This window comes from Kordia algicida OT-1, from assembly GCF_000154725.1.
Taxonomy (GTDB): Bacteria; Bacteroidota; Bacteroidia; order Flavobacteriales; family Flavobacteriaceae; genus Kordia; species Kordia algicida.
This window is the reverse complement of record NZ_DS544873.1, coordinates 586,203-610,813: the sequence shown is the minus strand read 5'-3', so window position 1 is coordinate 610,813 and position 24,611 is coordinate 586,203. Positions and strand designations below refer to the sequence as shown.

General features: G+C 33.9%; 22 protein-coding genes. 7 read left to right on the top strand and 15 right to left on the bottom strand.

Annotation, left to right across the window (positions count from 1 at the left end):
- Positions 1-165 precede the first annotated feature (165 nt).
- The 3 genes from KAOT1_RS02735 (at position 166) to KAOT1_RS02725 (ending at position 5,129) form a co-directional block, all read left to right on the top strand.
- The gene (locus KAOT1_RS02735) at positions 166-1,866 is read left to right on the top strand and encodes a M23 family metallopeptidase (protein WP_007093158.1); all 1,701 of its coding nucleotides are present in this window, start codon (positions 166-168) and stop codon (positions 1,864-1,866) included.
- Positions 1,867-1,871: 5 nt separating this feature from the next.
- Positions 1,872-4,343 carry a TonB-dependent receptor gene (locus KAOT1_RS02730; RefSeq protein WP_007093157.1) on the top strand — a complete coding sequence of 824 codons (2,472 nt, stop codon included), beginning with the start codon at positions 1,872-1,874 and terminating at the stop codon, positions 4,341-4,343.
- 141 nt (positions 4,344-4,484) lie between these two features.
- Positions 4,485-5,129 (top strand): DUF4136 domain-containing protein, encoded by a 645-nt coding sequence (locus KAOT1_RS02725; RefSeq protein WP_007093156.1) that lies wholly within the window; start codon positions 4,485-4,487, stop codon positions 5,127-5,129.
- Positions 5,130-5,132: 3 nt separating this feature from the next.
- Here KAOT1_RS02725 and KAOT1_RS21795 read toward each other — a convergent pair whose 3' ends face one another.
- On the bottom strand, positions 5,133-6,965 hold the full coding sequence (locus KAOT1_RS21795) for a phospholipid carrier-dependent glycosyltransferase (RefSeq protein ID WP_007093155.1): 1,833 nt from the start codon (positions 6,963-6,965) through the stop codon (positions 5,133-5,135).
- 506 nt (positions 6,966-7,471) lie between these two features.
- A complete protein-coding gene (locus KAOT1_RS02715) occupies positions 7,472-8,620 on the bottom strand; it encodes a cysteine desulfurase family protein (RefSeq protein ID WP_007093154.1) in 1,149 nt (382 codons plus the stop codon).
- A gap of 148 nt (positions 8,621-8,768) precedes the next feature.
- Here KAOT1_RS02715 and KAOT1_RS02710 point away from each other — a divergent pair, with 148 nt between their 5' ends.
- Positions 8,769-9,287 carry a hypothetical protein gene (locus KAOT1_RS02710; protein WP_007093153.1) on the top strand — a complete coding sequence of 173 codons (519 nt, stop codon included), beginning with the start codon at positions 8,769-8,771 and terminating at the stop codon, positions 9,285-9,287.
- A gap of 6 nt (positions 9,288-9,293) precedes the next feature.
- Here KAOT1_RS02710 and KAOT1_RS02705 read toward each other — a convergent pair whose 3' ends face one another.
- Positions 9,294-9,848: a Smr/MutS family protein gene (locus tag KAOT1_RS02705; protein WP_007093152.1), complete on the bottom strand. Its 555-nt coding sequence runs from the start codon at positions 9,846-9,848 to the stop codon at positions 9,294-9,296.
- Between the two features lie 16 nt (positions 9,849-9,864).
- Positions 9,865-10,104: a hypothetical protein gene (locus KAOT1_RS02700; protein ID WP_007093151.1), complete on the bottom strand. Its 240-nt coding sequence runs from the start codon at positions 10,102-10,104 to the stop codon at positions 9,865-9,867.
- A 190-nt stretch (positions 10,105-10,294) separates the two neighbouring features.
- Here KAOT1_RS02700 and KAOT1_RS02695 point away from each other — a divergent pair, with 190 nt between their 5' ends.
- Together KAOT1_RS02695 and KAOT1_RS02690 are read left to right on the top strand one after the other, a co-directional pair.
- Positions 10,295-10,606: a DUF2752 domain-containing protein gene (locus tag KAOT1_RS02695; RefSeq protein WP_007093150.1), complete on the top strand. Its 312-nt coding sequence runs from the start codon at positions 10,295-10,297 to the stop codon at positions 10,604-10,606.
- 19 nt (positions 10,607-10,625) lie between these two features.
- A complete protein-coding gene (locus KAOT1_RS02690; protein ID WP_007093149.1) occupies positions 10,626-10,958 on the top strand; it encodes a CCC motif membrane protein in 333 nt (110 codons plus the stop codon).
- A 78-nt stretch (positions 10,959-11,036) separates the two neighbouring features.
- Here KAOT1_RS02690 and KAOT1_RS02685 read toward each other — a convergent pair whose 3' ends face one another.
- From KAOT1_RS02685 to KAOT1_RS02635, 11 genes are all read right to left on the bottom strand, one after another.
- Positions 11,037-11,507, bottom strand: a complete 471-nt coding sequence (locus KAOT1_RS02685) for a DUF5362 family protein (protein ID WP_007093148.1) — start codon at positions 11,505-11,507, stop codon at positions 11,037-11,039.
- The gene (gene rocD, locus KAOT1_RS02680; protein ID WP_007093147.1) at positions 11,507-12,784 is read right to left on the bottom strand and encodes an ornithine--oxo-acid transaminase; all 1,278 of its coding nucleotides are present in this window, start codon (positions 12,782-12,784) and stop codon (positions 11,507-11,509) included. The genes KAOT1_RS02685 and rocD overlap by 1 nt, the downstream gene beginning before the upstream one ends.
- Positions 12,785-12,926: 142 nt before the next feature.
- Positions 12,927-13,310: a DUF6768 family protein gene (locus KAOT1_RS02675; RefSeq protein WP_238528675.1), complete on the bottom strand. Its 384-nt coding sequence runs from the start codon at positions 13,308-13,310 to the stop codon at positions 12,927-12,929.
- A 5-nt stretch (positions 13,311-13,315) separates the two neighbouring features.
- A complete protein-coding gene (locus KAOT1_RS02670) occupies positions 13,316-13,855 on the bottom strand; it encodes an RNA polymerase sigma factor (RefSeq protein ID WP_007093145.1) in 540 nt (179 codons plus the stop codon).
- Positions 13,856-14,268: 413 nt separating this feature from the next.
- Positions 14,269-14,454, bottom strand: a complete 186-nt coding sequence (locus KAOT1_RS02665) for a hypothetical protein (RefSeq protein ID WP_007093143.1) — start codon at positions 14,452-14,454, stop codon at positions 14,269-14,271.
- Between the two features lie 37 nt (positions 14,455-14,491).
- A complete protein-coding gene (locus tag KAOT1_RS02660) occupies positions 14,492-14,914 on the bottom strand; it encodes a GldL-related protein (protein ID WP_007093142.1) in 423 nt (140 codons plus the stop codon).
- Positions 14,911-15,249: a PadR family transcriptional regulator gene (locus KAOT1_RS02655; RefSeq protein ID WP_007093141.1), complete on the bottom strand. Its 339-nt coding sequence runs from the start codon at positions 15,247-15,249 to the stop codon at positions 14,911-14,913. The genes KAOT1_RS02660 and KAOT1_RS02655 overlap by 4 nt, the downstream gene beginning before the upstream one ends.
- Before the next feature lie 234 nt (positions 15,250-15,483).
- Positions 15,484-16,353, bottom strand: a complete 870-nt coding sequence (locus tag KAOT1_RS02650) for an N-acetylglucosamine kinase (RefSeq protein WP_040559281.1) — start codon at positions 16,351-16,353, stop codon at positions 15,484-15,486.
- A 112-nt stretch (positions 16,354-16,465) separates the two neighbouring features.
- Positions 16,466-17,461, bottom strand: a complete 996-nt coding sequence (gene gap / locus KAOT1_RS02645) for a type I glyceraldehyde-3-phosphate dehydrogenase (RefSeq protein WP_007093139.1) — start codon at positions 17,459-17,461, stop codon at positions 16,466-16,468.
- Positions 17,462-17,488: 27 nt separating this feature from the next.
- The gene (gene pfkA / locus KAOT1_RS02640; RefSeq protein ID WP_007093138.1) at positions 17,489-18,475 is read right to left on the bottom strand and encodes a 6-phosphofructokinase; all 987 of its coding nucleotides are present in this window, start codon (positions 18,473-18,475) and stop codon (positions 17,489-17,491) included.
- 319 nt (positions 18,476-18,794) lie between these two features.
- The gene (locus KAOT1_RS02635; RefSeq protein ID WP_007093137.1) at positions 18,795-23,291 is read right to left on the bottom strand and encodes a translocation/assembly module TamB domain-containing protein; all 4,497 of its coding nucleotides are present in this window, start codon (positions 23,289-23,291) and stop codon (positions 18,795-18,797) included.
- 157 nt (positions 23,292-23,448) lie between these two features.
- Between KAOT1_RS02635 and tsaD the strand changes: the two genes are divergently transcribed.
- Positions 23,449-24,471, top strand: coding sequence for a tRNA (adenosine(37)-N6)-threonylcarbamoyltransferase complex transferase subunit TsaD (tsaD, locus tag KAOT1_RS02630; protein ID WP_007093136.1), 1,023 nt, complete (start codon positions 23,449-23,451; stop codon positions 24,469-24,471).
- Positions 24,472-24,611 lie beyond the last annotated feature (140 nt).

Genomic DNA, 24,611 nt, shown 5'->3' with positions numbered 1-24,611 from the left:
TACGGTTACAAATTTAGCATTCATAAAATTAGTTCGCAAGGGTTTTGACTATTATTTAAAGTAATACTTTAAGATTCGTATTTTTTTTGGTGTAGTTTTTGAATTTAAAGATTTCAAATTAACTAAGTATTAGCTATTTTAGCTTCTCAAACGCATTTTTGATTTATGTACAGACTGTTTTTTATTTTTCTATTTTTCTTTTCTTTTGCCTTTTCTCAAAAAAAATATCCTCAAAACGATTTTAGATCGCCGTTAGATATTCCTATTATTTTGTCGGGAACTTTTGGAGAACTGCGCAGCAATCATTTTCATTCTGGTATTGATATTAAAACGAAACAGAAAGAAGGTTTTGAAGTGTTTGCCATTGGTGATGGACATGTGTCTCGCATTAAGATTCAGCATTGGGGATTTGGAAAAGCCTTGTACATTACACATACAAATGGATATACTTCGGTATATGCACATTTGAAGAAACTTGCTCCAAAACTTGAAGCATATTTGAAAAAACAGCAATACGCTAAAGAAAGTTATGAGATACAATTGTACCCAAAAGCAGGTGAATTGGTTGTTAAAAAAGGAGAAGTCATTGCATATTCTGGGAATAGTGGTTCTTCTGGCGGACCACATTTGCACTTTGAAATTCGCGATGCAGCTTCCAAACCAATGAATCCGATGTTGTTTGGTATTGATGTAAAGGATTCTCACCATCCGACCGTAAATGGTGTGTTTGCTTATGCGTTGTCTGATGCGGCTCAGATTAATGCTTCTAATAAAGTTGTGCAATTACAGTTGAAAAAAGCAAAGGAGAAAAATAGCTTTATCGCTTCAAAAGTATACGCTTCTGGTGTGATTGGCTTGGGAATTAACTCGTACGACCGACAAGATTTGGCTTTCAATAAAAACGGAATTTATCAATTAGAAACCTTTGTGAATGGCATCAAAAATTTCAGTTATACCTTTAATAAGTTTTCTTTTGGCGAATCGAGATATATTAATACATTGATTGATTATGCTCGTTTTAAAGAAAAAAAGCAACGTGTACAACGCTGTTTTGTAACTCCTGCAAACAAACTAAGTATTTATAACGATGTCGTTAATAACGGACGCATTCACATTGAAGAAGGAAAAGAATATACCGTAGTGCTCAAAGTGAAAGATTTTAAAGATAATGTGACTACAATTACGGTTCCGATTGTTGGAAAAACACAACCAATCAAACAAAAGAAAAAGGAAAAAATTACTCAGAATTTCATCACACGTAATGCAGAACATTCAATTAAAGAAGGTGATGTAAGTGTGTATATTCCGAAAAATACATTTTATGAAGATTTCTATTTCGATCTTTCAAAAGATAAAAAAGGACACTATAAAATTCACAATGATAAAGTTGCGGCGCACAAAAACTTCGTTATTACTTTTGATGTTTCTAAATATCCTGCCAAAGAACGCAAACAATTATTTATTGCAAGTCTAAATTCTAAGAAGAAACCTTCATACAGCAGAACCAAAAAGAAAGGTGCAAAATTTACCACAAGTACCAAAAATTTGGGAACGTACTTTATTGCAAAAGATTCCATTCCTCCAAAGGTAAAACCAATTAATTTTGCAAAAGACAAGTGGATTTCTTCCAAAAAATATTTAAAAATTAAAGTAACGGACAATCTTTCTGGTGTGCGAAGTTATCGCGGAACTATTAACGGGAAGTGGATTTTGTTTGAATATGACGCCAAAAAAGGCATGCTCACCTACGATTTTAGTGACATTATTTTTACGGAAGCAAAACATAATTTAAAGTTGATCGTTACTGATAATGTTGGAAATAGTACTACTTTTACCAGCACATTTTATAGAAAAATTAAAAACTAAGACTATTGAAACCAATACGATATCTGTTTTTCTTCGGTTTTTTATTGTTTGCTAATTTTATCATTGCGCAAACGGGAACCGTTAGAGGAATTATTTTAGATGCCAATAATCAACCAATTGATGCCGTAAATATTAAAACTTCTGTCGGCACTGGAACACAAACCAATAAGAATGGTTTTTTTAAAATTGTAGTTCCCGCCAACGAAAATGTAACGTTAACGATGACGCATATTGCGCACAAACGTATTCAGTTTACGGTGAAGTTGAAAAATGGAGAAGATTATGAAATTTTTCCAATCATGTCTACCACGACAGAACAAATAGATATTGTTGTCATAGAATCTGGCAAACGAAAAGCTGTGGAAGGAATTCAAACGGTTTCCGCGGAGACAGTTCGGTTGATTCCTGGTGCCAATCCTGGAGTAGAGAATTTATTAATGTCTTTCCCTGGAATTAATAACAACAACGAATTAAGTACACAATATTCGGTTCGTGGTGGAAATTACGACGAAAACTTAGTGTATGTGAATGAAATTGAAGTATATCGTCCGTTTTTAATTCGTTCAGGACAACAAGAAGGTTTGAGTTTTGTAAATACCGATTTGGTACAAAATGTAGATTTTTCCGCAGGTGGATTTCAAGCAAAATTTGGCGACAAACTTTCTTCTGTATTAGATATTACCTACAAAAGACCTGTTCGCTTTGGCGGACGTGTAAATCTGAGTCTTCTTGGCGGAAGTGCTTCTATTGAAACATCAAGTAAAGACAGTAAATTTTCGACCATTTCTGGAATTCGCTTTCGCGACAATAGTTTGTTGGTAAATAGTAAACAAACGGAAACCAATTTTAGACCGCGTTTTGTTGATTTTCAAACGTATGTAACATATAAATTTTCAGACAAGTTTCACCTAAACTTTTTAGGAAATGTAGCGTTTAACGATTATGATTACGAACCATTAACACGCCAAACCAACTTCGGAACTTTGCAAGATCCGATAGCATTATTGGTGTTTTATGAAGGTCAGGAAGAAGATCGTTACCGAACGTATTTTGGAGCCTTGAAAGCAAATTATTTTTTGAATGATGATGTTACATTGAAGTTTATCGCTTCTGCATATCACACCACAGAACAGGAACATTTTGATATTTTTGCACAATATCGTTTGGGAGAAGTAAATACCAATATTGGCGATCAAGATTTAGGAAATGTTGAATTTAGCGAAGGAATTGGTTCGCAGTTAAATCACGGTCGTAACGACTTAGATGCGCTCATTTTTAATGTAGAACACAAAGGAACATATGAAATAGAAGGCGACGATAATCAAATAGATTGGGGAATTAAGTATACACATGAAGACATTCGTGATCGTTTGATTGAATGGGAAGTGATTGATTCTGCTGGTTTTTCTATTCGTCCGCCATTACCACAATTTTCAAACAATCAGCCATACGATGCTTTTGAAGGTCCATTGGAACCTTTTCAATCGGTTCGTGCTCGAAATAATACACAAATTGATCGCGTTTCAGGATTTGCTCAATGGAGTAAACAATCGATGCTTGGCGAACACGAAATATACACCAATATTGGAGTTCGCGCACATAGTTGGACGATAAATGGTGATGGAATTGAAAGCAAAACACAAGCTGTAGTAAGTCCGCGAGCGCAATTTGCTATTAAACCTAATTGGAAACAAGATATGTTGTTTCGTTTGTCAGGAGGATTTTACCACCAACCGCCATTTTACAGGGAATTACGAGGTTTTGATGGTGTTGTAAATCCGAATGTAAAAGCACAACAGTCCATTCATGTCGTTTTGGGAAATGATTACAGTTTTAAACTTTGGGACAGACCTTTTAAGTTAACTTCGGAAGCCTATTATAAAAATTTATCAGACGTAAATGCGTATACACTTGAAAACGTCCGTATTCGTTACCGTGCAGATAATGTGGCAAAAGCGTATGCGTATGGTTTTGACATGCGTTTGAATGGTGAATTTGTACCAGGAACTGAAAGTTGGGTAAGTTTTGGCTATTTAAAAACAGAGGAAAACATCAATAATCGTGGATATATTAGCAGACCTACCGATCAACGCTTAAAATTTGCAGTGTTGTTTCAAGATTATATGCGAAAGATTCCGAATTTAAAATTGTATTTAAATTTAACGTATAATACAGGATTGCCTGGCGGATCACCAAGTTATGCTGATCCGTATTTATTTCAAAGCAAATTGCCCGATTACAAACGTGCAGACGTAGGTTTCTCGTATGTATTGGTGGATAAAGACAAGCAATTTGACAGCGGATGGTTGTCTGCATTTAAAGAACTCAACGTAGGTTTTGAGATTTTTAACGTGTTTGATGTGCAAAACTCAATTACCAATACTTGGGTTCGAGATGTGTATACAAAACGTCAATTTGGAATCCCAAATTTCTTGACAGGTCGTGTGTTTAACGTAAAGATGGGCATGCGATTCTAGGTGTTAGGTGTTAGGGATTTGGGATTAAGGATTAGGGATTAGTTCTCACTCACAACTCATAATTCATAACTCATAACTCATAACTCATAACTCATAACTAAAAAAAGACAACTGTAATTTGAAATTGAAAAGAACATTATTTTGAAAAAATTACTCCTTATTATCATTATATTCTTCGGAATTCAACAAAGCAACGCGCAAAAGAAGATTTATGTGAGTGACAAGTTTGAAAAACTCTCAAAAGATCATAAAATTATTGCAATTCTTCCTTTTCAAACAACTTTAAAACTGAAAACAGAAGTAAAATCTTACAGTAAAGAACAGATTGACAAGCTCGAACAAAAAGAAGGTATTGCCGTACAACAAGCGTTGGAAAGTTATTTTTTGAATAGAAAACGTAAAAAGAAACTCAAAATTGAATTTCAGGATATCAATACAACCAATCGTATTTTAACGAAAGAGAATATTACTTCTGAAAATATTGATATTTACGCTCCGCAAGAATTGTGTAAAATTTTAAAAGTAGATGCAATTATTAATGGTTCGCTGACGTCTCGCCTATTACTTTCAAAGGAAGTTGATACATCTTTTGACCTGATTACCTTTTTAAAAGGAAAGTCCGATTACGGAAAAATCATTATTAAATTAAGTGATAAAAATACAGGAAAGTTATTGTGGCGTTATGAAAAAACCATCAATCGTAAATCTGGAAAAAATACCTCAGCAATTATTGATAAGATGATGCGAAAAGCGAGTAGAAAGTTTCCGTATGAGGAGAAGCTTTGATCGTTAATTCACTTCTTCTATCACTTCTACTTTTACATTATTTTGATAGTTGCTTTTTTCAATAACGATTCCGTTTTTGTCTTTTTTGATGACTTCTCCGTTAAGTTTGCCATTCGTCCAAACACCTGAAAGATTTTCACCATTTTTAAAGAAAACGGTTCCTTTGCCATGTCGCACATCATCTTTCCAAAAGCCTTCATATTTTTGTCCGTCTTCCCAAAGATATGTTCCAAAACCATTTCTTTTATCGTTTTCCCATGCGCCAGTATATCCTAAGTCTGGCAAAAATTCCATCAGATATGTGTTGGGATTTTTCAATTCTAAAATTGTTTTGAATTTATTCGGATAGCGATCTATTACAGGAACCAAATATTTGCTGGTCGCAGAAAAACCTAATTGATCTACTACTACATAGTTGACATGTTTACTTTTTAAGTATTCAATTTGCGCTTCACGATCTAGCGTTTTTTGAAAACCTGTTACGTATTTTTCGGATACGAGATAGAATAATCCTTCCTTTCGAACGCTAGTCACGGTATTTTCAGAAGCTTTTTTGTTAATTAATTTCGCTATTTCAAAGTAGTTTTTATAGTTGTTGGCATAAACACCTGCCGCTTTTTCCTTTAATTTTGGAATTGACTGTTTTCCATAGGCAAAAGTCCAAATACTTAAGATCAGCACCATTGTCACAGGAACAAAATAGCGTATTCGTCGTGAAGCTACTTTTTTGCGTAGTAGCATCAAAAGTTGCAGTATCCCAAAAATCAATAGAAAGAGTAGCAAAGGAATGATAGGTACTAAAAAGCGTGTTCCGTACCAAACACTTGGCCATAACAATAGTAAACCAAAAAAAGCGAGGATGTACGATGCTATCAAGATTCTGAATTTTGGCAGTTTGTAGATTCCGAAAGCAATTCCACCTAAGAGCAAAAACCCGAGAAACCATATTATTATTGGCACTGCCACATCATCGTATATAATGTCACCAACTTGTACCAAACCCGAAGGTATTTCTTTGGTAATGTATCTTTCGAGATTTAAAATAATTCTGTCTATTATTTCTGAAAAGCTCACCGTTCCAAGTTCAGGCTGATACGGATTTTTTAAAGATAGTTGCGAAACGTACGTATTTCCTACGGCATTCCAATTGCGAAGCATCCACGGAAAATATAAGAGGGCAAAACCACCTATGAAACTGTATAGGTATTTCCAATGTTTTTTTAGCAGTAAGAAAAAAGCAATACTTATTAGTAACGCCAACGCGACAGAACGAATGTAGAATGAAAAAGTGACGCAAATGACCAATAACACAAAACGTCCGTTTTTAAATACTGGTTTTGAAAAATCTATTTTTAAAGTGAGAAGAATTCCAACTAACGAGAAAAATAGAAACGGAATTTCGCTCATCATGATTGTGGAATATTCCAAAATATGATAGTTGAGTAACGTAATAAAACTTACCGCAAATGCAATATTATTGTTCTCTGTGAGACATTTTACAAGGAAAAATAGCAATAGAATTGATCCGAAAAGTAATATTCCATTGAAATTTTTTATTGAAATAATGTCGTTTGAAAATACTTTTGAAACACCAGCAATCAAAAGTGGATATCCTGGCGGATAGTGGTAATGTGCTTCTTTTTCTTTGTGATGAATGTTTGTATAACCTTCTCCATTTGCAATGGCAGTTCCTAAAATATAGTAACTTGCATTGTCACCAACAAGGCTTATTTTTTCATCAAAAATACTACTGTAAATTTTGAGAAAAGCAAGTAACAGTATACTAATGTAACTAATGCTAATAAAGATACGATTTGAAAGAATGGTTTTTAACATTATCGTTTTAGCGTTTCAGATGATTATATCTTAAAATCGTTCTCAATATAAAGATAATGCCAATACTTTCATAAAAAAAGCGAGTCCGACATTGAACTCGCTTTGCGTTTAGGTTCGCTTCGCTCAATTAAAAGATTTAAAAATTCAATGATTCAAGGTTATTTCGATTTTAAGTTGTGATACATAAAGAAGCATGTTCTTTTATGAATAAACTTATTGCTTTTAAATCTTCAATTATAAAGTTCGACTTTGGAAACTTTGCTATTAGACTTGTTTCTGCGTCGCAAAACCTCTTAGAACGCTTTGCTTTTAGAACTTTTCTTAACTTACTAAAACTTTTTGAATCGTCATTGCGAACACAGTGAAGCAATCTGTTTCTTTTTAATCTGTTTCGTACTTTGAAACTAATTGATACATTTCCAAATTTTCAAATTGCCAAATTAATTAGACGCGCTTTAGGTTTATAAAGATTCAATCTTTTAATTATTGTAGTGATTTAAATCTATTTACGAATTAGCATATTCGTGTAACGTTTGCACTAAATAATCAATTTCTTCTTTGGTATTGAATTTTGAAAAAGAGAAACGCAACGATGGTTTTTCTAAGTCTTCATCACTCAAAATTGCTCTTAGTACGTGTGAACCTTTGCTGCTTCCCGACTGGCAAGCACTTCCTTTGGAGCAAGCAATTCCTTTTAAGTCCATATGAAAAAGCAACATTAATGCTTTTTGTTGATCGAACGGTAAACACACATTGACCAATGTGTAGGTACTTTTTGTCGTTTCATGACAGTTTCCGTTGAATTTTACTTCTGGCATCACTTTTTTGAGTTCGTCCATAAAGTAAGTTTTTAAACCTTCCACATAGGCTTTTTCTTCAGCTAAATTATCATATGCCAAACGGAAAGCTTCTTCCAGACCAACTACATTGTGTACAGCTTCTGTTCCTGCTCTGAATCCGCGTTCTTGCGAACCTCCAAAAATTAGTGGTTTGAGTCCAGAATCTTTTCTGATAAAAGCAAAACCAATTCCTTTAGGTCCGTGAAACTTATGTGCGGCAGCAGCCATAAAATCAACAGCATTTTTTTGTACGTCCCATTCAAAATGTCCGATAGATTGTACGGTGTCTGAATGAAATAATGCACCATATTCTTTACAAATATTTGCAACTTTGTCTACATCTAAAATGTTTCCTATTTCGTTGTTTACGTGCATTAAACTGACCAATTTCTTAGAACTGTCTGCTTTCAATAAGGCTTCCAAATCATCATAATCTGGTGTTCCGCACGGTTGTAATTTCACATAAGCAACTTTAATATCACATTCAACACGTAGCTGTTCTACCGTATGCAACACTGCGTGATGTTCAATTGGCGATGTAATGATTGTGGTAACTCCTAAGTCTCTTACCGAACAACGCAATGCCATATTATCTGCTTCCGTTCCACCCGAAGTAAAAATAATTTCTTGAGGGGAAGCATTTAGGTATTTTGCAATTGTTTTGCGTGCGGTTTCTATGAGTGTTTTAGACGATCGTCCGAAGCTATGCGTCGAAGATGGATTGCCATAATTCTCCTCTAGTGCTTTTTTGATGCGATCTACAACTTCAGGTCGAATTTGTGTGGTCGCTGCACTATCAAAATATACGTTCTTCATTCTTTAGTTTGTGTAAATAGGATTGGATGAAAAAATGATGAACAAAAATAGTCTAAATAAAATTATTAACAATAAGTTTGGATATAAATAGAGTTTTCTTAATACTTTTGTCCTATACATGTATACTTAAATTTATAATAAATCATTGATGAAAAAATTACTGTTGCTTTTCGTATGCTCATTTGCTTTTTTTAGTTGTGATGACGGAGATTTAACGCTGGAAGAAATTGATTTAACTTCAGATGCTACCGCGAGTGCTTGCAATTTGCAGTCTGGAGTTACATTGTTATTTAAGATTAATGGTTCGGAAACTTTAATTTTGGAAGTACCCGCAGATTTGATTATTAATGAGGCAACAACAGAAGAAGAACCACGAACGGAAGAATTAAATAGTAGCGCTTTTTGCTACTACCGAAGCTTCGATACTGCCATAACTAATGCTTATTTTTGTGATGAATTGCCTTCTGACGTTCCAATTACTTTAGAGTATACTGCCGTAGCTGGAACCGTAGAAGTGATTACTACGGAGATAATTGTTGGAACAACCGTTGAAAGTTATTCACATTCAATTGTATTGAGAGATGTTGTTTTTACTGGAACGAACGGACAAGATGTACGTTATAACGAGTTTATTTATGAAAATAGTCTTGTAACACCTGTTGAATAGGTTTTATTATTTTGGATTTTGGTAGATATATACTTCCGTAGCACCTAATCCGTATTTTTGATAATTGGCGTCATAGTATTTTACATTGTCATAACGACGAAATAGATATTCGAGTTCTTGCTTTAACACACCTGCACCAACTCCGTGAATAAATACGACTTTGGGAATACGCTTTCTGATGGCAAATTCCAATTGTCCTTTTGCTGTATTTGTTTGTAGTGTAAGCATGTCGTAATTGCTCATACCTTTGGAAGATTTTGTTAGTTGGTGAATGTGTAAATCGACTTCCAAAATTGTTTCTACACGTTCTTTTTTGGTTTTTTCTAACGTACGTTTGCGCTTTTTTGCAGCTTCTTTTTCTTGAATAGCGCTAAATATTTTTTGGTTGGATAAATCGCGTGCTATTTCATCAGAAGTAATTTTTACCAACTCGGAAGCTTCAAATGTCAACGGAAAACCTTCGTCAGTTTCTACCGTAATGGTTGTATTTTGTATGGCGCTTACTTCACCTTTAATAATATCATCAATTGCTTCTACCCGATCGCCTATATTAAAATTCATAATTCTTTTATTTCTTTTATTCTTCTTCTTCCGCTTCGTATTTTTCTCTGTTAAAATATTCCTGATTGTCGTACTCTCGTCGTTTATTAGACGTTTGCATGGAAGTTACTTTGTACAATCCAAACATCATGGCACATACGGCAATTACCGTAATTACAATTTGTTTTTCTCCTTGTATTTCTTCTCGAAAGAGCAACAATCCGCCTCCAAAGAAAACTAGAAAAAAATAAAATGCTGTTGTATATTTAGATTTCACGCTGATGTTATTTTAGATTGTAAAAGTACTATTTTCTTCCCTACAAAATCTATTTATGTCAAAACTGAATTTTATTTTTAAAATTTCTTTCCTTTTTTCGTAACAAATTTTAAACATTGATTACTTATCTCTGAGTTGAAGATGCAAAAAGTATTTTTTTATCTTTAGTGAATTAAAATTCAAAATTAGTATGGTGACAAAGTCGCTACTTTTTTCTTTGCTGAGTCTTGAAGATTATATGCTTCCGTGTTTTGCCAAAAAATACATTGGTATTGATTGTATGGGTTGTGGAATTCAACGATCGTTAGCATTTATTTTACGTGGTGAGTTTGTAGCTGCTTTTAAAATGTATCCGGCGATTTATACATTAATTTTGCTTTTTGTAGTAGCTGGTATCAATATTTTTTATAAATTCAGTTTTACATCAAAGCTTATTCAGTATTTAGCCGTGATTAATGTTACAATTATTATTATTAGTTTTATCAATAAATATTTAAATTAAATAACCAAACTATCAGATTATGGAAAATAGAAAATTACCCAATGACGTACTCATTATTATTTTAGGAATTTTGTCAATTGTAGGTTGCTGTTTTTGGGGTGTTGTAGGACTTGTACTTGGATTAGTTACATTGTATTTAGCCTCAAACGCTACTAAAATATATCAACAGAATCCAGATGGATATGATAACTATTCCAATATTAAAATAGGACGAGTACTTGCCATTATTGGTATTGTATTGAGTGTTCTATACTTACTTCTTATGATTTGGATGATTGCTACTTTTGGTTGGGAAGCAATGCAAGACCAAGAAGAAATGCGTAGACTTATGGAAGAAAAATTCGGTCAGTAATTATACCGATACATTTATATACAAAGAGCGAACATTATTAAAATGTTCGCTCTTTTTTATTTTTAAATTTTGAGATTTTTAAAATCCTGATGCGATTCCACCAATGATGGCAAAACCAAATATCAATACAAAGATTCCAATAACGACTAACATCATGACTCCAATAAACTTAAAAAATGATTTTAAGTTAGAGAATGCTACTGTTAATTCTTCTGTGTTCTTTTCGATTAATGCAGTTTTCATTTTTCTCGAAAATTTATAGAGATACAATACTGGAAAAAAGTACAGTGCCGCCATTATAATATAAATAAATGCTACAAACGCTATAGGCAAACCTTGTGCTTGAAAAGCATTGTTAGTACTAACGGCAGAAGACATCACGATGATGATTACTGCTAATAGTACAAATAGTCCAACAAGAATAAATCCTACGATTGAGAGCATAAATGCCCATTTTGCAGCTTCCCGTAAGTACTTTTTTGATATATCATTTAATCGCAATTCGAAATCATCGAATACAGAATTGGTTTCTTGTTGTCCAAATGGCATTATTCAAATTCTTTAAGAGTTTTTGTAATAATTGCAACACATTCTAGTAATTGCTCTTTTGTCATGACTAATGGTGGTGCAAAACGAATGATGTTTCCATGTGTTGGTTTTGCTAATAATCCATTTTTCTTTAGTGCTACACAAATATTCCAAGCTGTATCACTTTCTTCATCATCATTGATTACGATTGCATTCAACAATCCTTTTCCTCTAACGAGATTTACAATGTTGCTTGTTTGTATGTATTTGTTTAATTCACTTCTGAACAGTTCTCCTAATTGATAAGCATTTTCAGCCAATTCTTCATCTGTTACTACTTCTAAAGCTGCCATAGCGACTGCTGCTGCTACAGGATTTCCTCCAAAAGTAGAACCGTGATTTCCAGGACGAATTACGCTCATAATATCATCGTTTGCTAATACTGCTGAAACTGGATATGCTCCGCCAGACAATGCTTTTCCTAAGATTAAAACATCTGGTTTTACATCGGGTGTTCCGCTACAGTTTTTCTTTTCGCAAGAACAGTTTCCGCAAGTTGCTAATAATCTTCCTGTACGTGCAATACCTGTTTGTACCTCATCAGCGATAAATAATACGTTGTATTGCTCACATAATGCTTTGGCTTTTGCTAAATATCCTTCGGTTGGCACATATACTCCAGCTTCTCCTTGAATTGGTTCTACTAAAAATCCTGCCACATTCGGATTGTTTTTTAAAGCTTCTTCTAGTGCTGTAATGTTATCGTATTCAATTTTGATAAATCCGTCTGTATAAGGACCAAAATTTTTACGCGCTACAGGATCGTTTGAAAACGAAATAATTGTCGTTGTACGACCGTGAAAGTTGTTTTCACAGACAATAATTTCTGCTTCATTTTCCGCAATTCCTTTTTTCTCATACGCCCATTTTCTACAGATTTTTAAAGCCGTTTCTACCGCTTCTGCTCCTGTATTCATTGGCAATAATTTGTCAAAGTTAAAATACTCTGAGGCAAATTTTTCATAACGTCCTAGCATGTCATTGTAAAACGCACGTGAAGTTAATGTGAGTGTTTGTGCTTGTGACACCATCGCATTTACAATTTTTGGATGACAATGTCCTTGGTTTACTGCTGAGTATGCAGAAAGAAAGTCGTAATATTTTACGCCTTCTACGTCCCAAACATGTACACCTTCACCTCTACTCAAAACCACAGGAAGTGGATGATAGTTGTGTGCTCCGTACTTGTCTTCTAATTCAATTGCTTTTTGAGATGTTAATTGTTCTAAAACAGCCATTTTAATAAAGTTTTAATGATGTATAAAATAACCATTCCTACTGTACCTTTATCCTTTCGAAGAACTCGAAAATTCAGCGTGGGAGAGAAATCATCCCTAGAGAGTTGCAAAATACTAAATATTTTCGATTCAAATTAACATCTTATTCAGATATTTTAGCCGATAATGATGATACTTGGAGCTCCAAACGTTTCATTTCACGTAAAATGGCGCGTTTGTCCATTTGCATCCATCCAAATAGTTTTATCATAGACATCATCATCGTACAGATAACAATTCCCAATCCCCATTTTATCAATTCATTGGTTGCTGTGACGTTGAAAAATTGAATAAAACAATAAATTAGTACGCCAAAAACTGCCAAATTTACAATGTTCATAATGACTGCCAGCCAGCCAAGTTTTCCTTTAAAGATACTTTTGACAGATCCGAAAAGACCTTGTTCGTCTAATTCTTCATAAAATTTTGATTCTTCTTCCGTTAGCGTTTCTTTTATTAACGTATCGATGTCTTCCATTGTGCTCATAATTTCTATTTTTTTAATTGTTTTTTTAATTGTTCTCGCGCATGATATAAGCGTGATTTTGCTGTTCCAACTGATATGTTCAAGATTTGAGCAATGTCTTTTAAAGAATGTTCATATACGTAAAATAAGTGTACTATTTGCCGTTGCGGCACAGACAATTTTGTAATAGCTTCTTTTAATTGTTGCTTTACCTGCGATGTGTCAGTTGACGGAATTTCTTGGATGGATTTGGTAACTTTGTAATCGTCTCGTTTTTGCTGTTGCTTTGAGATGGCACGTGTCCAATCGATTGATTTTCTATGTACGATTCGCAATGCCCAATTTTTGAAACGTTCAGGTTGTTGCAAGGTGTGAATTTTAGCAATAATGAGCTTCCAACTATCTTGTGCAATGTCTTTAGAAACATCTGCATCTTTGACAATCCAATACGCATGATTGCAAAATATTTTATGAAATCGTTTGACTAAAATCGCCAATGCTTTTTGGTTGCCTGCTACATATTGAGTGACCAATTCTCCATCTGTTATGTGTTCTTTTTTATGCATTAAAAAACATTCCGTTTACTATACAGACGCAAAAAAGTGGAGAAGGTTCATTTTTTTTTGTTTTTTGTGAATCTTAACTACTAAACTTATCAACTCATAAACTCATAAACTCTCAAGCTTTTCAATTTCTATAACGTTCTTGTTTCCATCGCACAAAATAAATTCCGCTAACAAATAAGAAACCGATATACAATATGGGTCTGTGGCGCAGTCCGTATATAAAAAACGGTGCCAAAAATGTAAAGATGGCAAATAAGAGAAATACAATTGCTAAATATGGTTTTCGTACGTTCATTATTGAGGAATATGTATTAAATATACTATAGATATTTGAAAACAGGTCAATTTTCAATACTAAAAAAGTCATACTGCTGTACACAATATGACTTTTAAGATTTTAAAATATCGTTCGGTTAAGAAGGTATTTTCTGCGTTTTGTATAGTTTGTAAAATAAGGTTGGTAAGAAACCAAAGTTTAATAATACAAAACCTATTAACATTAGTATTGCGGCAAATGGCCAATGGAAAAATTCAAACATAATTCCTGTACTAAGTGTAAAAAAAGCTAGAAAGCCGAATAAATAAACTGCATTTTTCATTTTTTGTTGATTTTAATGTTCGTATAAAGATTGATAATTATTTTATGATAGATCGTTGGTATTTTGCATAGAAGAATAAAGGAAAGTAAATGAGGATTAAAACGGAGAATCCTACGAGAAGCATCATGTTTGCGTATGGCCAGTGAAACATTTTAAAAATCAGTCCTACTGAAAATACTACCGTCATTGCCAAACTTGAAACGAACAAACCTTTTTTGGTTTTCAGCATCGTCTTGGCATGCAGCAATTGTTTGGTTTCTGTTTGTAATTGTTTGATGTTGTAATAACCGCCAAGTTTTTGAATGGCTTCTTCGTAAGCCTGCTCAAAGTTTGTGTGTTGAGAAGCTTCAATTGTAGTACAAATATGATCGAGAATATCTTCTTTGATACTTTCTGATTGCAAACCATGAAATTCCAAACTATTCGAAATAAATTCTATGTGTGCATCTGTTAGTTTCATGTTGCTAGATTTTGTGGATTGAAGATTAACGTCAAGGTTTCAATAAAATCATTGATTTCTGCCGTTTTTTCAGCAATGACTTTTTTACCTGATGCAGTCACTTTGTAATATTTACGCACACGTTTCCCGATATACACTTTTTCCGTTTCCAACACGCCTTGGTGTTCTAATTTATGCAATATTGGGTATAAAGCGCCTTCGCTAATATCAATTTTTTCTTTGGTTAGTTCTCGTACCTTTTGAGATATCTCGTAACCATACATTTTATCTCCGTTGCTTAATAACTTTAAAATGATTGGTAATAAGATTCCTTTTGTTAATTCTTTACTATACATAGGACAAATATACATTTTATTTAAATGCATTCAAATAAAATATTTAAATTTTACAACAAACAGCATATTAACTCCTGTAAATCAGAATATTAAATGCTAAAAACTACCTAAAATATTTTTTCAATTTAAAAAAAGCGTGTGCGTTTTGCTCCAGAAAGTATATTGCAAAAAAAATGTCTATGAAATTCTGAGAACTTCATAGACAATATTTTTACGTGTGAAAAAGTATTTTTTTTAACTTCCTTTTAGTGCGCTTATGTGAAAAGACACCAAACCTTCAATAGGTCTTCGGATGAAGTTTCCAACGGTAAATCCGAATTCTTTCGCAACTTCTTTAATTTCATTTTCAGAGAAAAAAGCAATTGATCCTGCAAAATGAACAGGAACCGTTTTGAGTTCTTCTTCAAACTGCATAATCATGTTTTGAGCAAAGAGACGAAAACCACTTTTTATGAGTTCTACGATGTAATCAGAATCTTTATTTAAGAACATAAATTCTGCAAAATTTGCCAAATATGCGTTCGGATTGGGTTGTTTGTAAAGATTGTATTTGATATAATCACTTTCTAAATTATACTTTTCTTCAAACGCTACACGGATAGCATGTGGCATTTTGTTGAAGTAATAATCACGAATAAGTTGTTTTCCGTAGTAATTTCCGCTAGCATCATCCATGAGTGTATATCCAAGAGAATTGACGCGTTGGTGTAACTTTTGACCATCGTAGTAACTACAATTAGAACCTGTTCCTTGAATACAAACTACTGCCGCTTCTGTTTTATGATTTATGGTAGCATACACAGCTGCCAAGGTATCTTCGTTTACCTCAACATGAGCATTTGAGAAAAAGTTTTCCAAAACGCCTTTTAGCAATAAGCGTGGATTTTCCGTTCCGCAACCAGCACCATAAAAGAATACATGCGTAACTGTATGACGATGTGCCGAAAGCTCTTTGCTTTTTTTGATGGTTTTTTTCAGCTTCTTTTCTGCAAGAATCGCAGGATTGAGTCCTTTTGTACGAAGCTTGTCTAATAATTGATTACCATCTTTGTCCACTGCAATCCAATCACATTTTGTGGAGCCACTGTCTACTACTAATATCATAGGATGAATATAAAAATAAATTCCCTTTATTTTGGGAATGTTTTGCAAGAAGTGTATAACTATTAAGCACAATTGCATATAAAATGTCAATTGTGCTTAATAGTTTTGTGTCTTATAAGTTATCTACGTGTAACGCTAGGTCTACTAATTTGTTTGAGTATCCAAATTCGTTGTCGTACCAAGAAACGATTTTATAGAATTTTGGACTTAATTCGATTCCTGCTTCCGCATCAAAGATACTTGTACGATCGTCGCTTACGAAATCTTGCGAAACAACTGCTTCTTCCGTATATCCTAAAACACCTTTCATGTCTCCTTCTGATGCAGCTTTGAAGACTTTTTTGATTTCTTCGTATGAGGTTTCTTTTTCCAATCTTACTGTTAAATCAACAACCGATACATCTACTGTTGGGACACGAAATGCCATTCCTGTCAATTTTCCGTTTAGTTTAGGAATTACTTTTCCAACGGCTTTTGCGGCTCCTGTTGATGTTGGAATGATGTTTACCATTGCCGAACGTCCAAGTCTGTAGTTCTTTTTTGATGGAGAATCTACCGTATATTGTGTTGATGTTGCTGCGTGAATTGTAGTCATTAAGGCTTCATCAATTCCAAAATTATCGTCTAATACTTTCGCAATTGGAGCCAAACAGTTTGTCGTACAAGAAGCGTTTGATACAATTTTATCTGATGCTTTCACTTCGTTGTGGTTTACGCCCATAACAAACATTGGTGCATCTTTTGAAGGTGCAGAGATGACAACTTTCTTTGCTCCAGCTTGGATATGATAATCGGCTGTTTCTAAGGTTGTAAAAATTCCTGTACATTCGGCAACGACATCAACTCCAGCTTCATCCCATTTTAAGTTTTTTGGATCTCTTTCTGCGGTAACGCGAATTGTTTTTCCATCAACCACAAGATTTCCATCTTTTACTTCAATCTTCCCATCAAATCTTCCATGTACAGAATCGTATTCTAATAAATATGCTAAATGATTTACATCTAATAAGTCATTGATGGCAACTACATCTACATTGTCGCGCTTTAATGTTGCTCTAAAAACGATTCTACCAATTCTTCCAAATCCGTTTATTCCTAATTTTGTCATTGTTCTTCTTTTTACTTCTGTTTTTATTTATACTGATAGTATATCAGAGATTCTTAATAATTCTTTATTTATAGTATGTTTTCCTTTGACAGCTTTTTCAATGTTGGTTACGATGAGTTTGTTATCAGAAACACCAACCATTACATTGCTTTGTCCGTCTAAAATAAGTTCTACTGCCTTTACGCCCAATCTGCTCGCCAATACTCTGTCAAAACAGCTTGGTTTTCCTCCACGTTGCATGTGTCCTAATACAGATACGCGCGCTTCATAGTCTGGTAAGTTTTCTGTAACATATTCTGCCAATTCGAATACGTTTTTACCAATTTTATCTCCTTCAGAAACGACAACAATACTTGATGATTTTCCGCTTCGGCGACTGCGTTGTAATGATTCTAACAAACGATCTAATCCTAAGTCTTCTTCAGGTATGAGAATTTCTTCTGCTCCTGCTCCAACTCCTGCGTTAAGCGCTATAAATCCGGCATCGCGTCCCATGACTTCTACAAAGAACAGTCGGTTGTGTGAACTTGCAGTATCTCGAATTTTATCAATTGCTTCTACGACCGTATTTAATGCAGTATCATATCCAATTGTAAATTTTGTTCCAGAGATATCATTGTCTATCGTTCCAGGAACACCAATTACAGGAATGTCATATTCTTTACTAAAAATCATTCCTCCTGTAAACGTTCCGTCTCCACCAATAAGTACCATAGCATCAACACCTTCTTCTACCAAGTTGTCATATGCTTTTTTACGTCCTTCTTTGGTTTTGAATTCCATAGAACGAGCCGATTTTAAAATCGTTCCTCCTTTGCTTACGATATTTTTTACACTACGTGCTGTAAGTTCTACACTATCGGCTTCAATCATTCCTTGATAACCTCTGTAATAGCCAACACATTTTACGTTGTAATACGAGCAAGCTCTTGCTACAGCTCTAATCGCAGCATTCATTCCTGGAGCATCGCCTCCAGAGGTCATTACGCCTATTTTTTTGATGTTATGTTGCATGCAATTTTTGATTTGAATAGTAAAGCTAGGAAACTTATTTTGATTTCAAACTACCGTTTACACTAATTTTACATTGTTTCGAAATTTCAAACGTTTTCGTTAATAAGTTCTCAGAATTTTAACGAATTAAACCTCATTTTTTCTTGTATTCTTAGCGTTTTTATGAATTGAAAATGTGAAGATTGTGATTACTTTTGAAGCTACTTTTTTGAAAAAATCATAGAAGTACAATAGTCACTTTTGAAATGTTTTTTGGGGAATTTTCTCGAGGAGATTTTAATGAAAGAATTTCCTCTTATGGAATATAAAAAGTTGCGATTTAATTTTTCGTTTTCTCACGATCAGCGTCTTTTTCTTTTTTAGCTTTTTCTGCTTTCTTTTTTTCTTCGTCTTGCGTTTCTTTTTTGAGATCTTTTTTGGTAACAATTTCTACTACGCCATTTCCAGCTTTGGCTTCTTCTTCCGCTTTTTTCTTTTGTTCTTCCGCGCGTTTCTTTTTTCCTTTGAAGACTTTGTCGACCAATTCTTTGAGCGTATCAAAATCCACTTGATAAGATAATCCGATGCCTTGTGTGAATCCTTCTATTTCTCCAACATACTGTATTTGATTTTGTCTGTTGAATATTTTTGCCGTAAGCGACCGATCTTCATTTAGCGAAATTTCTATTTCTGCATCGCCCACAATAGCCGTTTGCGTTACACCCCCAACAGGAACTCCAATTTGTCCGTTAAAGGTAATTTTGTCACTTATTTGACTAGAAACTGTCAATCCTAATTGATCGGCAGTTTCTAAATTCAACGAACGATCTGCTTGACTGTAGTTGACACCAACATTAAATTTGTTGTCTCCATCGCCCGAAAGTGCGTCATTTACAATTCCTGTTGCCGTTTCTATCAAGTTTCCTGTCAGTGCATTTTGATTGATGTTAACTTCATTTACAAAACGACCTTGCGATAGTAAGGATAATGCTTGTAATCTTCTTTTGTCATCATCATTTAATAAAAAATCTGTCAATTCTGATTCTGCAACTCCTTGCGTTGTTGGAAAAGAGATATTGAATACAGGTTCAGGTTTCATTAATTCTCCCGTAAGTCTAATGCCAACTTCTACAGGAATTTTTTTGTTATAAGTTGGTGTATCTAATAGTACATCTGGATTTGCTTGTAAATTGTATACTGCTTCAACGTTAAGTTGCGCTTTAAACGGATCGCCTTCCCAAGTAATAGTTCCTTGTGGTTTTAGCGTGAATTTTTTGTTGATGATTCCGCCATATTTGAAATTATATTCTCCTTTGTCCGTAATAAAGTCACCAAACATGTTGAATTTTCCGTTGGTGTTGATTTCCATTAATAAACTTCCAAAACCGCTTCCTTTTATGGTGCTTCCTGCTTTTTTGTCAACTACAATTTCTATTTCTGCATCTGGCGTAACATCTAGTTCAAATTCGAGTTCGAGTCCGCTAAATTCGTCCAAAGCATTTTCTTCCTGACTTTTAGGATCGTAGAATTCTTCTTTGGTGACAAATTGTATGAAAGAAGCATCGCCTACAGAAGCCACATCACTGATAGGAATTTTTAATGAAGTACCTTTTTCCGTTGCACCTTCTACTTTGATTGTTAGTTGATCGGTTGGACCTGTTAACCAAGCTTCTCCATTAATATAACCTGTTCCGTAGTATAAGGTTTCTTCATCTTCATCTTCTTCGGTGTTTAGCACTAATAAACGATCTGTTTTTAAATGCAAGCCTAATTCCCAATCGTCAAAAGCTTTGTGCGATATCGTTCCATCAAGTATTCCTTTGGTATTATCTTGTGTGTCAAGAATGATGACATCCATAAATTCAAAAGTTTGATCGTACAGTTTGACGATTGAACTACTTGCCATATCAATATCGACATTTAAGTACGGAATGTACAATCCGCCCGCAAGAATATTAAGTTCTCCATTGATCGCAGGATTGTTTAGGTTTCCTTGTATTTTGGCATTTCCAGATATGAGTCCGCGAATATCGGTAATGACATCTTCGCCAAGCGCACTAAATGGTGATATGTCAAATTTATCAATTGTAGCATCTACATCAATTGTATTTTGTTGTCCTGTAACATTGATGTTTCCGACAGCAACTAATGATTCTATACTTTCATTGACTAGTTTGGCGTTTACATCAAATTTTTCTAATTGCTCGTCGCCTGTAATGTCGATATTTAAATTTCCTAATTGTTTGTCATTTACTTCCAATTTAGAAATATCTAAACTTGATTTTGGTATATAACCTCCGTTTACTTGCTTAATATCTAGTTTTCCATTTACCGTTCCGCCAAGGCGAATACTATCAATAGAAGGTGTAATTTTCTCTAAACCAACATTGATAAATTGCAGTTTCACGCTTTTATCATTTTCACCAAAAATGGTTCCTTCAAAATCAATTTCTTCATCTTCATGATTCATCACAATTTTTTCAATAATGATAGAATCGAGCTTTTTATCAAAGATGAATCTGTTTTTTCGGTTGTTTTCTTGATTGATAAACCATTTATTTCCTCTAAAAGAAACATCTGATTTTTTTAATCCGACTACAGATTTGTTGTTATCATCAATTGTATGATAGAAACTTAAGTTGTAATTATCATCAAATCCTTTTCCGCCTTTAAATTCCGTTTTAAAATATAATGTGTCGTTCAGGGTTGTATTAATCAAGTTAAATTCCTTCGCATCATACCATTTTGTCGTAATGCCAGCAATTTCTAAATAGGTATTAAATACAGGGTTTTTGTTGTCTATTTGTAATTCTACATTATCAATCGTATTTCCATACGCGATAATTTGTGGCGTTTTGAATGTGAGTTTGAATTTATTTTCATCACCAATAATGCTTCCGCGAAGCGACGTGTTGCTTGACAATTCTACTTCGGGTAAAATGACATCTATGATTTTGTTGTAAATCTTAAAGTTAAACGTCAAATATTGATTTGGCAAGACATCAATTGGTTTGTAATTCGCATAGATACTTCCTACGGAGTTTTGCACTAAATCAATGACCTCATCAAAGTGAAAACGTCCTGTAACGGTTCCTCCAATAATATCTGGAGAATCTACCGTAAGCGTTCTGATGTCTTTATTGAATTCAGAGTTTATACTAAAATTTTTAAACGCATATGTATTATTTTGATTGGTGTAGGCAATTTTTTTGAAGAAGATATCTCCCGCCATGTCATCAATTGTATTACCGACAACATCCAATACAAAGTCTCCTTTTAGGATAGATACTTTATCGCGTTTTATAAAATTTAGCTTGTTTAAATCGAGTTTGTTGATGGAAGCTTTGAATCGAAATTCATTTTCATCACCCGCAAAATTTGCCAAACCTTGAAAGTTAAAGTTTGCATTTGGATCGTTGGAAACTAGATTTCCATCAAATAGTTGATCTTTTAAAACTCCAGAAACATTCAGCTTTTTGTACATGTAATTATTAAAATACAACGCGCTCACTGTTCCAACAACTTCTGTATTGAGCGCTTCTTTGGCAAAGCCTTTTCCGTCTACAAATAAATCTGAAGTTATGGTACCTAAAGTCGGTTCGTCAATATAATAACCAACGTCAAATTCTTCTAGTTTTATGTTTCCTTCGTATAAAGCATTTTCGTTATCACTTACGTCAATAATGTTAATATCTACAATGGCATTTCCAAGTTCAGTATTGATACGAACATCAGCATCAATGGTACTTTCTGTGATTTCAGCAACACCTTTCCCACTAAATTGCCCCAAACGAAGTAAGGTTGATGGTAAATTTTTCCCAAGAATATTTGGCAAAAGCGCGCTTAATTGATAGTAGTTTGATGAAAAACGATCAAAATCACCTTTCATATAAAACATTCTGTTTGAATTGAATAAATTCTTGTACTGAATGTCTCCTTTAATAGCTGTGCTTGGCGATTTGAAATCGAAGTTTTTTGTTGTAAAATCATTTAAAACACCTGTAATTTCAGTGCTAAATCGTCCTTTTTTATTTCCAAATTCGTCGTAAAAGTAATTGAGTTCGCTAAAATCTAGTTCAGAATCTGTAAAGGTTGCTGTCACATTTACCTTGTCTAAAAAATTGGCAAAATCCTTTCGATCATAATCAAAAACAACCGTTCCTTTTAAGGTAGAATTTTTAGTTTTGACCAATAACTCGTCAAAGCGCATTTGTGTTAGTGTATATTGAAACTTTGCGTCCATTTCTTCCACACGCAAACCATTACTGTCCAAAAAAGTCAATCTTTGCACGTCTCCGTATACATTTGGACCTTGCACTTTAAAATCATAAACCGTTCCTGAAAGCTCCTGAAAATTAAGCATTTCAGGTGTAGAGTTGTTTTGATCTGTATATTTGAATTTACTATTACTCAACTTCATTTTGGAAGTCGTCAATAAAAAATTGGAAGGTGTTCCATCAGAAGGTTCAGAATCTAGTTTGGCGATAAAAACATCTAATGTTGTATCAATAGAATCTTTTTCCGTGTTGATATTTAACGTTAAACCATCAATCGTTACGGCGCCAAATTCAAGATTATTATTGATGGCATTATTAAAACTTAAAATAGAAGTATTTAACGTATTGACATGAATTAACGTGTCTTTTAAATAATCTTCAATATATATACTTTTCAAAGAAATATCACCGTTCCACTTAATCCCAACACGTTCAATATTTATATTGGTTTTATAAGTTTCATTCAACCAATTAGTCGCTTTTTTACCTGCAAAAGTTTGTACGGCAGGAATTGAAAATAAAATCAAAATAGTAAGGAATAGCAAGAATATTGCTAACAAGGTACGCTTGATTATTTTCCAGACTCTTTTAATGATATTTTTTATTAAAGATTTAACTATCGTTTTGACATTGCAAATTCACGAAAAAAATAATACAAAACACGATGTTTAGCATATCTTTGTGACTTTATATCAATTTTTATGCCTTTAAAAACATATGAGCACAAAAGATGTATATATTTTAGCTATTGAATCGTCTTGTGACGACACTTCTGCTGCTGTTTTACAAAACGGAAAAGTATTGTCGAATGTTGTTGCCAATCAAAAAATACACGAAGCATATGGCGGCGTTGTTCCCGAATTGGCTTCGCGCGCGCATCAACAAAATATTGTTCCCGTTGTTCATCAAGCATTAGCTATTGCAAATATCGACAAAAAACAGCTAACAGCCATAGCTTTTACACGCGGACCAGGATTGATGGGTTCATTACTTGTTGGGACTTCTTTTGCAAAATCGTTAGCATTAGGCTTAAACATTCCGTTGATTGAAGTCAATCACATGCAAGCACACATTTTGGCACATTTTATTGAAGATGAAGCACAAAGTATTCCGAAGTTTCCTTTTTTAGCAATGACAATTTCGGGCGGACATACACAAATTGTGGTGGTAAAAGATCATTTTGACATGGAAGTGATTGGCGAAACCATTGATGATGCTGTGGGAGAAGCGTATGATAAAAGTGGAAAAATCTTAGGATTAAGTTATCCTGCCGGACCACAAATTGATAAATTGGCAAATCAAGGAAATCCGAAGGCGTTTCCTTTTCCGAAACCAAAAGTACAAGGATTAAATTTTAGTTTTTCAGGATTGAAAACGGCGATTTTGTATTTTATTCAGAAGCAAACAAAAGAGAATCCAGATTTCATTCAGGAAAATTTAAAAGATATTTGCGCGTCTATTCAATATACAATTGTAAATATTATTTTAGATAAATTAAAAAAAGCTTCCAAACAAACAGGAATTAAAACAATTGCTATTGGTGGTGGTGTTTCCGCAAATTCTGCGATACGAAAAGCATTGAAAGATGGTGAGTTCAAGTTTGGTTGGACAGCGCACATTCCAAAATTTGAATATACAACTGATAATGCTGCCATGATCGGAATTGTTGGGTATTTAAAGTATTTGAAAAAAGATTTTACTGATGAAGCTGTCACGGCGAATTCTCGAATTAAGATTTGAATGTTGAATGTTGAATGTTGAATGTTGAATGTTGAATGTTGAATGTTGAATACAAAATTATTTTTTCTAGAAATACCAAATATCATTTTGAGTGATTTTCGATAGAAAATAGTATTCCGACTGCGCTAGACAGAGCTATT